Below are 10,042 nucleotides of genomic sequence, written 5' to 3'. Positions count from 1 at the left end.
AACATGGCGCCGTCAAGGCCGTTCCCGCCGGCAAAGGTGGTGGTAAGCGTTTCCATAGAGCCGCCGCCCGTTCCGGCAGCGGAAATAGTATATCCGCAAGCTTCGTTAACACCGGTCACAAGATCGTTGGGGCTGATTGAGGCCATACCGTTCGCGTCAAGGAAAACGTCAAGGCCACCGCCCGCGGCCGCTTCGTAGGTCAACAGGAAGTTGTCCACGCCAGCGCCCCAGCCCCATCCGCCAAGGTCGTCAAAGGTATAGCGTACCTGGAAGGATGCGTTAACATAAGCGGAAACATCGATCGACTCGGTTTGAATATCCGGATCTAAATCTTCATCATAAAAAGCAATTTGTTGCCAAGCGGAACCGTCGTAAACCTCTACGATAAACTCTTGGTTTCCAGATTCTTGAAAAGCAACATCATAGCCTACAGTTACGTTGGAAGCTCCGGTCAAATCATAAACAGGAGATAATAATCTTACAAGATTGGTCTGTCCAATTCCCGCGGCATCATCGTTGAATACTGCGGCATTGGTTGGAAAATCATCACCATTCGGCATGTTTCCTGAACCAAATTCCCAATCACGCGAACCGGCTTCTATTACAGTTGTCCATCCGGTCGGGATAGTGGCACCCTCAAAGTCCTCAGACTCGGTAAAGATTCCAAATCCGCCCACACAGAAAACCTCGGGCGCGGTAACGTCCTGCACCGTAACCGTTGAGGTACAGGTTGTAGAATTTCCAGAGTTGTCGGTAACAGTTAATGTAACGGTATTCGCACCGGTCATGGAGCAATCGAAAGAGGAAACGTCCAAGCTCATGGATGCTATACCGCAGTTGTCCGTAGAACCGTTGTCCACATCGGCGGCGGTAATCACTGCCATTCCGGTAACGGGATCAAGATCTACGGTGATATCCTGGCAAACAGCCATAGGCGCCTCATTGTCCAGAACGGTAACCGTAAAGTCGCAGGTGCTGGTGTTGTTATCGCTATCAGTAACCGATAGTGTTACGGTAGTAACGCCCACTGGGAAAGTACTTCCACTTGGGTGCGTAGATACGATATCCCCAGAGATATCACCGTCCTCGGTGTCTATAGCAAGAGCTGAATAGTTTGCCACGGCGCCACAGGTTCCTGGAACGTTGTTGGCTGTAATATCTGTTGGACATACTATTACCGGTGGATTGCCCACTACAATGGAAACTCCAATTGTTGCAGTCCACCCGAACTTAGTTACAGAACCGTCCGAAGAAAAGGCAAAAGATATAGAACCTCCAGGAGCAGTCGTAAATGGTCCCAAGATTGGATTACCAGAGCCATCAGTTGCATCCGTACAACCCAAATTTGTTCCACCATCATTTTCATCGCCAGAATATGTGCCATCCAAACCATTAGCGTCACCTGTTACCGATAAATTGTCAAAACAAGAAAATGAACTGGCTTCAACTGCAAATGTTGTAAAAGTAAAAGAGAGGGTTTCACCCGCTGCAGCCTGAAAGGTAATCGTAGAATTTTCGCTAGTAGAATAATTTGCGGCAGAACCGCCGGAATCAGTATAAATATCCCCATCTACAAAATCCACACCGCTAGTAAGCGTAGCATTCGCATGCGGAATTTCTGTCTGCGCATTGACATGCCAACTGAACGTTGACATTATCATTACCGATAAAATCAAAAATGTAATTTTTTTCATAAATTCATAATTTAAATTGATTGTTAAAATTTCACTAAAAATAGTTTAATTTATCTTAAATGGCAAATAATTTCCTAAAAGCGAGAACAATCTCGACTTAAAACAAAACACAGAAATTTTTTCCAAATAAATTAACGCTCTGTTATAGAAGGACTTATACAACTCTAGATTTGAGATAAAGTTTTTTTAAAAAAATGTAGAAATAGCAAGTAATTGGAACAGTTCAACCTTCAAAACTTACTGGTCTATAAGACAGCCACTAATTAAAAAAATGGTTTGTACAAATCTGCTCGGAAGTCTATGGTGGTTTTTTCAGGAAACTCAGCCTTCATCCTCTTATATTCGGCCAGGCTGCCCACTGCCCTATTCGCGGCACCCGATGGGGCAATCAACGAAACGGTCTTTATAATCCTACCGCTCTCGGGAAGTTTGAAGCTATGGATGCGGGGCACCTTGTTTGAAACCAACTTGAGCGAAATGTTGTATTCCCTCAATTTTCTTCGGAAGAAATATTCCGGTCCATTCTTACTGTTTCCGCCCGTAAAGAGCAGCGTATCTATACTGGGGTTTTGCTGAAGGATGGCAACCAGATCGCGTAGTTCCACATCCATCATCCCAATATCCGAAGCATCTATTTTTTCCCGTTTGGCCGAAGCTACCATATCGCAGATACCGATTCCTCTTTTTTTTAAGAAATGCTCACGCTGTGCAATGGCCTGGGCCGTGGTTTCGTATTTTAAATCGAGGTCAAAGATTTTGTCCAAAATAGTCCAAAGCTGGCCATCGCGGCTACCGTAACAAAAATCCACATCGCCCTCCTTTAATTCGCCGGTCGTGAAACGTGGCGGCGGCAAAGTACCAACTATGAGCTTAGTTGCATTTTCGGGAATAAAAGGCGGGTATGGATGAATGTGGTGGAACAAGGGATTTACGATTTACGATTTTAGATTTACGATTTTAGATTTATGATTGATAAATTTAGAATGGCGATTTACGATTCAATTTCGATATTATTATTCAGTTCTAAAATTTTTTGGATGAAAACCTCATTCGTTTTTGGGCTTATGTAAATTTCATTGAATTTATCATAGTGAACAATCAACCCCTTCCGTGCCGTTGCAGGCTTAAAACCCACCCACATTGTTTTTCCCACTTCAATTTTCCGGATTCGGTCTATTTCTATTTTTCCTCTGAAGGGACCGCTTTTATAAATAAAATAGGTTGGTTTCAATTGATAGCCGGTACCGAAAAAAATCCAAAGTAAAAATACGACGAGAAGAAAAATAATGGCAGAAGTCCAATAATCCCTGGGTTCTATTCGGCCAGTAATATGGCCATACACGGTTATGCCAATCAAAAAAGCACTGGAGCCAAGAATTAATAAATTGAAAAGATTATCCCTTCTGCTTTTAAATTTCATTACCGGTTATCTAATGAAAACAGGCTCACTTTCTTTCTCGGTATATTTTTCACTGAAACCATATCCGTCATAGTCGAACGCCTTCAAGCTATCCAGGCTTTTTACATTTTTATCGATGGCAAAACGGGCCATGCTGCCGCGGGCTTTTTTGGCATAAAAGGCTATAATTTTTAACTCACCATTTTTGAAATCCTTAAAGACGGGAGAAATGACGGGAACTTTCAGCTTCTTTTCGTCTATGGCGTTGAAATATTCCACGCTGGCAAGGTTTAGGAAAAGTTCGTCGTCCTCCAACTCATCATTCAAGGCTTCGGTAATGGGTTTTTTCCAAAAAGCATAAAGGTCCTTTTTACGATTTATGGGAAGCTTGGTGCCCATTTCCAAACGATACGGCTGGATTAAATCCAACGGCCGCAGCAGGCCGTACATGCCTGAGAGGATACGTAGCGAGTCCTGTAATAAATCAATTTTTTCCGAAGGAATGGTATAGGCGTCCAAACCAGTGTAAACATCGCCAGCAAAGGCATATACCGCAGGGCGCGCGTTCTTTTTTGTAAAAGGCGTGTTGAATTCCTTATAGCGCTGGTAATTGAGTTCTGCCAGTTTATCGCTTATATCCATCAACTTGCCGATGGCTTTCTTGCTTTTGCGCTCCAATTTGTTGTTTATCAATTCTGCCTCTTCCAAAAATTTGGGCTGCGTAGCGCGGGCTGTGGGAAGTTTTGAGTCATAATCCAGCGTTTTGGCTGGGGAGATTACTATTTTCATTCAATTCTTTTTCTTCAAAAATAACGAAAACTATTGGAATTTGGGACCTGTCCACCAAAGGCACGACAAGCAGGTTTTGGATTTACTGTTTCAGATTTCAGGTTTCAATTGTCTTATTTCTACTTTCGAATTTCGTATTCATACTTCACTTAATCCTTCTTCCCACAGTGGTAAAACTCAGCCCCTGGGCACCCCGAAGTGAAGTCATAATTGCCTCAAAAAGTGGTTCGGGCGTGGAGGCTGTGGTAGTCCATTCAAAAATAAAGTTTGCGCCGCTGCCACCGTGCTGGTCTGTTTCGTCAATAACAATTTCAACGGTTTCCAAAGGTTTTAGATAGATTGGTTTTTTGAAATAATGACGGATCAACTGTCCCTCCGTACCGTAATAATCGGCTTTTGAAATATAGATAGTGTCCGTTTCGCTCACATTTCTTAAGCTTACCATTGCGGTTAAATTCTGCGATTTTTCCATCGAGAAACTATAGATATGCGAATAGATGCTCAAATAAGTTTTACCACTTTGGAGCGAATCGCCTTTTAGCCCTGAATTATTGGCATCAACGTAATGGTCTTCCCAATGATTGGGATGGTAGGAGCTTATTTCCTTTTGCTCCTCGCAGGAAATAAACATCGCAGCCAAAAATATTATTCCTGCGAAATGGACTATTTTAGAAATGTTCTTCATTATAAATTATTCCCAATAAAGCTACGGTTTTTTATTGATTTCAAGTTTCATATCGCAATTCATTACTCTATTATTCCCCTGCCTGTTGCTGATGGGGCAAATTATTGCATTTTCAATATATCGGCGGCCTCTGCAATATTGCCCTTTGTTAAAAGAAAACTTATGCCGCCGAAAACTCTTGGATATTCAAAGCCTTAAAAACTTTTTTGATACCTTTTTTTGTTTCCGAAAGTACAATGAGCACGTCATCGGCATTGATTACGGTACTCCCATTGGGCGTGATGTATTTTTCATCCCGTTTTATCATGGCAATGATTGCCGTTTTCGGAAATTCTATGTCCACTATTTTTTTGCCTACCACCTTATTTCCGTTAGCAATTCCAATTTCCCGCATTTCGGTTTTGGGATGTTCTTCCAGAAACCGCTCAGAAGGGGTTCTGATTTTTTCTTCACTGGGAATACTTACCTTCAACCATTTTGCAACTACCGAAAGGGTCGTTCCCTGAATAAGAATAGAGGTTAATGATATGAAAAACACAATATTGAAAATCATATTCGCTTTACCTATTCCGGCCAATAGCGGATAGGTTGCAAACACTATGGGCACCGCGCCGCGCAAACCTACCCAAGAGATATAAAACCGCCGGCGCAACTTCATTTTAAAGGGAATCAGACTTATAAATACCGCCACGGGGCGCGCCACAAATATCAAAAACAGGGAGATTATCAGACCAATACCAATTACAGGGACAATTTGCGAGGGAAACACCAACAGGCCCAAGGTGAGAAATAAGACAATCTGCATCAACCACGCCAGTCCGTCATACATTTTAAGGATGGTCTTTTTGTGAATAACATACTGGTTGCCCAAAAACACTGCACAGATGTAGATGGCCAGAAAACCATTTCCGCCCACAAAATCGGTTACCGAAAAGGTTATAAACATCAATGAAATTACCAATACCGGATAGAGTCCCTCAAAATCCAGATTTATTCTGTTGATAATGATTTTGCTCAATTTTCCGAACCCAAACCCTGCGATGGTCCCAATAATCATTTGCTGGAAAAACAAGGGAATCATTGACACCAGCCCTTTATCCTGATTTATTACCAAACCCAAAAAAGCAATGGTCAAGACATAGGCCATGGGGTCGTTGCTTCCACTTTCCATCTCGAGCGTGGGGCGCAGATTAGCACGGAGCGCGAGGTTTTTGGAGCGCAAAATGGAAAATACCGCCGCCGCGTCCGTGGAGGAAACAATGCTTCCCAACAGCAGACTTTCATATATTGTGAAATCGGTCACGTAGTACACAAAGGTTCCCAAGCCAACAGCCGTAAGCAAAACCCCGAGTGTAGAAAGCGCGAAGCCTTCCCGCATAATTGGCTTTACGGCCTTCCAGTCGGTGTCAAGACCACCGGAAAAGAGTATAAAGTTCAAAGAAATAATCCCAACCAGTTGGGCCAGTTGCGGGTCGTTAAAACTGATACCGCCAATGCCATCCTCGCCGGCGAGCATGCCGATCCCCAAGAAAAGCACTAAGGTGGGCACGCCAAATTTGTAGGAAGTTTTTCCCGCTATAATACTTATTAATAGCAGGATAGAGCCAACAAGAATGATGTTTTCAATAGTTAAATTCAACAACTTCTATTTTAGAGGTATCATATTGTGGCAAAATACGAATTAAAATTTTTAAAATTTCAACCAAATCTAATTTAAGTGTCATAAAAACATCACAGCCCGATTGCGCTTCCATATCCACAAATAATCCTAATTTTGCAAGCGATGGCAACCCACAAAACAGAACTCCGCACCGTTAACGTAACCCGTTACATTACTCCATTAAGGGAAGGAGGCTCCTTGCCCGCGTTGGCCGAAGCGGACGACGACTTCAAGTATGTTTTAAAATTTCGCGGTGCCGGGCACGGGTCCAAAGCTTTGATTGCCGAGTTATTGGGTGGCGAAATTGCCCGTACCTTAGGGCTCAAGGTTCCCGAAATGGTTTTTGCAAATCTTGATGAAGCCTTCGGCAGAAGTGAGGGCGACGAAGAAATTCAGGATCTTTTAAAAGGCAGCCAAGGCCTCAATCTTGCGCTTCATTTTCTATCGGGAGCGCTAACTTTTGATCCCGTGGTGACACAGGTAGATGAAAAATTGGCTTCCAAAATTGTTTGGCTCGATGCATATACAACGAATATAGACCGAACCGTGAAAAATACGAATATGCTTATTTGGCATAAGGAGCTCTGGCTGATAGACCACGGAGCGACCTTCTATTTTCACCATTCGTGGAGCGATTGGAAAAAGGCGGCGGAAAGCCCATTTCCATACATTAAGGACCACGTTCTCCTTCCGCAGGCTTCCTTGGTGGAAGCAATTAACAATGAAATGATAGACCAACTATCTGATGAAAAGCTACGGGAAATTACCAGCTTAATTCCTTCAGAATGGTTAGATTGGGAAGGTTCCGAAATGGAAACCCAAGAAATAAGAGAGGTATATTTTCAGTTTTTGGCACATCGCAGAGACCACGCCCACAACTTCGTAAAACAGATACAGCATGCCCGGGAAACACTTATATGAATATGCGGTAATACGTTTGGTACCACGCGTGGAACGGGAAGAATTCCTTAACGTGGGTATTATCCTCTTTAGCAAGGGTGCCAAATACCTAAACTGCAAATATCAAATTGACACCGAAAAGCTAAAACTTTTTTCCTGCGAAGTGGGAGTTGAGGATTTTGAAAAAAATCTCAACGCCTTCCACAAAATCTGTACGGGCGCAAAAGACGGTGGCCCCGTAGCTCAGTGGGATACTCCCGACCGGTTTCGATGGCTTACCGCGCAACGCAGTTCCTCGCTTCAAACCTCACGCCCCCACAATGGGTTCAGTGACGATTTGGACGCTACCCTGGAGCGGCTCTTTAATGAATTGGTTTTGTGAAAATCTCGGCGCAGACCTTTTTAAAGTTTTGTGGGAATTAACATCCCTACGGTTAAATCCCTTTATAAAACTTTGGAAGCCAAATACTTCTGTACTTCATAAATATCTATGCTTTTATTGAATTTTTTGCTCACCGTGGGGGTGTCTTCACTGCTTATCCAGATTTTCAATTCGGCGTCTAGGTCAAAGGTGCCGGCAGTTTCCAAAGAGAACCGCGAAATGTGTTTATAGGGAAGGCATTTGTATTCGGCCTTGCTGCCGGTTATGCCTTGCACGTCAATCAAGATTAGGCGTTTGTTCGTAAACATAAATACATCGCGGAACAGGGAAAACCCAAGCTCCACTACTTCGCCTTCAATTAAAAGACGTCCGTATTTCCCGTTTAATTTTTCTGCGGAAACTTCACTCGCGTTTCCCAATATTTTATTGAATAGACTCATAATCCATATCTTTTATATTTCGGAAAAATAAGCAATTCCCAAATCTTTCCCACTTTAATCTCTATTTTTATGGCATGAAAATTCTGATTGTTGAAGACGGGAAAGAGCTCCGCGAAACACTGGTAAATTCTCTGGAAAAGGATCACTATCTCGTGGAGACTGCCGAAGATTTTAAATCGGCGTTTGAAAAAATTGGGCTTTACGACTACGATTGTATTCTCTTGGACATTATGCTGCCCGGCGGAAGCGGTCTCGAACTATTGCAGGATTTGAAGAAAAATGGCAAATCTGAAAACGTAATCATCATAAGCGCCAAAAATTCATTGGACGATAAATTGGTAGGCCTTGAACTTGGTGCGGACGATTACCTAACCAAGCCCTTCCATATTGCAGAACTTAACGCCCGTATTAAGGCCGTGTTACGCCGAAAACAGCAAGATGGTAAAGATACCCTGGACGTAGGCAACCTACTTTTAGACCTTAATGAGAGAATGTTATATATAGCAGGTGAAACAGTACGTTTAAACCGCAAGGAGTTTGATATTTTAAATTACTTTCTCTTAAACAAGAATAGGCTCATTACAAAATCTGCCCTAGCAGAATATGTGTGGGGCGACCATATAGATCAGGCAGATAATTTTGATTTCATCTACTACCAAATCAAAAACCTGCGCAAAAAACTGCTAGATGCACAGGCCAGCATTCAAATAGAATCAGTCTATGGGGTTGGCTATAAACTCCTGGAACCATGAAACTGCTAAACCGCTCATTGCTCTATCTTTCTATTTCGTTTTTCTTCATAATCGGCATTTGGTCAGTTATCTTCTATATAAACCTGAAAGACGAAATCCGTGACAGCATAGACGACGGCCTGGAAAACAATAAATTGCTGCTCATCCAAAAAGTGGCTACAGATAGCACCCTTTTATTGCAACGTGAATTTGGAGGCAATAATTTTGAAATCCACCCTATAGACAGAATCACGGCACTGCAAGTACGCGATGTATATAAAGATACCTTAATGTATCGTCAAAATGAGGACGACATGGAACCCGTCCGCATTTTGCATTCGGCCTTTGCCAATGATGGAAAATACTACAGGATAAAGATAATCTCCTCTTTGGTGGAGGAGGATGATTTGCTGGAAGATGCTTTTTGGAGCGTAGTCTGGCTATTTTTTATCCTCGTGGCAAGTATTATCCTTATCAACAATTTAATTTTGCGACGCGTATGGAATCCGTTTCACGAACTTGTTGCCCGCCTTCGTAAATTCCGATTGGAAAAGGATACGACCGCAATTTCCGTAAAAACCACTACCCCTGAATTTCTTGAATTGCAACAAGCGGCAAATGCGCTGATTCGGCATTCACAGGAAGCATTCCTTTCGCAAAAGCAATTCACCGAAAACGCATCGCACGAATTGCAAACTCCACTGGCAGTAATAAGCAACAAGCTGGAATTGCTACTGGAATCGGAAACCCTGAACTCCAAAGATGCCCAGACCGTTGCCGAAGTTATACAGATGGCTGAGCGAATGGTTCAATTGAATAAATCGCTCCTGCTTCTCGCTAAGATTGAAAACAAACAGTTTGACGAACCCACATCTATCGGAATAAATTCTTTATTGGAAGAAACCTTGACCCATTTTGAGGATTATATCAAGTACAGGAATATTGAGATAAGTAAGAAGTTTCAAAATTCAATTACCGTATTCATCGATCCTAGCCTCGCTCGTATTCTAGTTTCAAATCTGATAAAAAATGCGGTTTTTCACAATATTGAAAATGGCCATATCCAGCTATTTTTGGAAGGATCTAAAATGACCGTTTGTAATGCTGGCTCAAACAAAGCCCTTAATCCTGAGATTGTTTTCCAAAGATTTCAGAAAGATGCAAACAACAATCAAAGTACTGGCCTTGGACTGGCCGTTTGCAAGGCCGTTTGTGAATTTTATGATATTCCAATTTCTTATTACTATAATGAAGGCGAACACTGCTTTGTTATAGATTTCACAAAAATTGCCAAAGTGTTGTAAATTCCAAATTCCTTCCAGATTTGTCCTTTAGTTTTGAGTATAATTTTAAAATAAAATA

General features: G+C 42.3%; 11 protein-coding genes. 4 read left to right on the top strand and 7 right to left on the bottom strand.

Features of this window, described 5'->3' with window-relative positions:
- The 6 genes from MB09_RS02745 to MB09_RS02720 form a co-directional block, all read right to left on the bottom strand.
- The coding region (locus tag MB09_RS02745; RefSeq protein WP_045079298.1) for an HYR domain-containing protein at positions 1 to 1,694 on the bottom strand (1,694 nt) is incomplete at its 3' end.
- A 263-nt stretch (positions 1,695 to 1,957) separates the two neighbouring features.
- The gene (locus MB09_RS02740) at positions 1,958 to 2,617 is read right to left on the bottom strand and encodes a uracil-DNA glycosylase family protein (RefSeq protein ID WP_045079297.1); all 660 of its coding nucleotides are present in this window, start codon (positions 2,615 to 2,617) and stop codon (positions 1,958 to 1,960) included.
- Between the two features lie 68 nt (positions 2,618 to 2,685).
- Positions 2,686 to 3,114, bottom strand: a complete 429-nt coding sequence (locus MB09_RS02735; RefSeq protein ID WP_045079296.1) for a PH domain-containing protein — start codon at positions 3,112 to 3,114, stop codon at positions 2,686 to 2,688.
- Positions 3,115 to 3,120: 6 nt separating this feature from the next.
- Positions 3,121 to 3,882, bottom strand: a complete 762-nt coding sequence (gene yaaA / locus MB09_RS02730; protein ID WP_045079295.1) for a peroxide stress protein YaaA — start codon at positions 3,880 to 3,882, stop codon at positions 3,121 to 3,123.
- Positions 3,883 to 4,027: 145 nt separating this feature from the next.
- Positions 4,028 to 4,567, bottom strand: coding sequence for a DUF3124 domain-containing protein (locus MB09_RS02725; RefSeq protein WP_045079294.1), 540 nt, complete (start codon positions 4,565 to 4,567; stop codon positions 4,028 to 4,030).
- A gap of 160 nt (positions 4,568 to 4,727) precedes the next feature.
- The gene (locus MB09_RS02720; RefSeq protein WP_045079293.1) at positions 4,728 to 6,206 is read right to left on the bottom strand and encodes a potassium/proton antiporter; all 1,479 of its coding nucleotides are present in this window, start codon (positions 6,204 to 6,206) and stop codon (positions 4,728 to 4,730) included.
- Positions 6,207 to 6,350: 144 nt separating this feature from the next.
- Between MB09_RS02720 and MB09_RS02715 the strand changes: the two genes are divergently transcribed.
- Together MB09_RS02715 and MB09_RS02710 are read left to right on the top strand one after the other, a co-directional pair.
- A complete protein-coding gene (locus MB09_RS02715; protein ID WP_045079292.1) occupies positions 6,351 to 7,148 on the top strand; it encodes a HipA family kinase in 798 nt (265 codons plus the stop codon).
- Positions 7,126 to 7,509 carry a DUF3037 domain-containing protein gene (locus MB09_RS02710; protein ID WP_045079291.1) on the top strand — a complete coding sequence of 128 codons (384 nt, stop codon included), beginning with the start codon at positions 7,126 to 7,128 and terminating at the stop codon, positions 7,507 to 7,509. Before MB09_RS02715 ends, MB09_RS02710 begins: the two co-directional genes overlap by 23 nt.
- 62 nt (positions 7,510 to 7,571) lie before the next feature.
- Here MB09_RS02710 and MB09_RS02705 read toward each other — a convergent pair whose 3' ends face one another.
- Positions 7,572 to 7,949: a PH domain-containing protein gene (locus MB09_RS02705; protein ID WP_045079290.1), complete on the bottom strand. Its 378-nt coding sequence runs from the start codon at positions 7,947 to 7,949 to the stop codon at positions 7,572 to 7,574.
- A 74-nt stretch (positions 7,950 to 8,023) separates the two neighbouring features.
- Between MB09_RS02705 and MB09_RS02700 the strand changes: the two genes are divergently transcribed.
- Together MB09_RS02700 and MB09_RS02695 are read left to right on the top strand one after the other, a co-directional pair.
- Positions 8,024 to 8,701, top strand: a complete 678-nt coding sequence (locus MB09_RS02700; RefSeq protein WP_045079289.1) for a response regulator transcription factor — start codon at positions 8,024 to 8,026, stop codon at positions 8,699 to 8,701.
- Positions 8,698 to 9,984, top strand: a complete 1,287-nt coding sequence (locus MB09_RS02695) for a sensor histidine kinase (protein ID WP_045079288.1) — start codon at positions 8,698 to 8,700, stop codon at positions 9,982 to 9,984. The genes MB09_RS02700 and MB09_RS02695 overlap by 4 nt, the downstream gene beginning before the upstream one ends.
- Positions 9,985 to 10,042 lie beyond the last annotated feature (58 nt).

The sequence above is a fragment of the Aequorivita vladivostokensis genome, assembly GCF_000952855.1.
Taxonomy (GTDB): domain Bacteria; phylum Bacteroidota; class Bacteroidia; order Flavobacteriales; family Flavobacteriaceae; genus Aequorivita; species Aequorivita vladivostokensis.
Note: the sequence above shows the minus strand (reverse complement) of the source record. Positions and strands in the feature narration are given on the sequence as shown.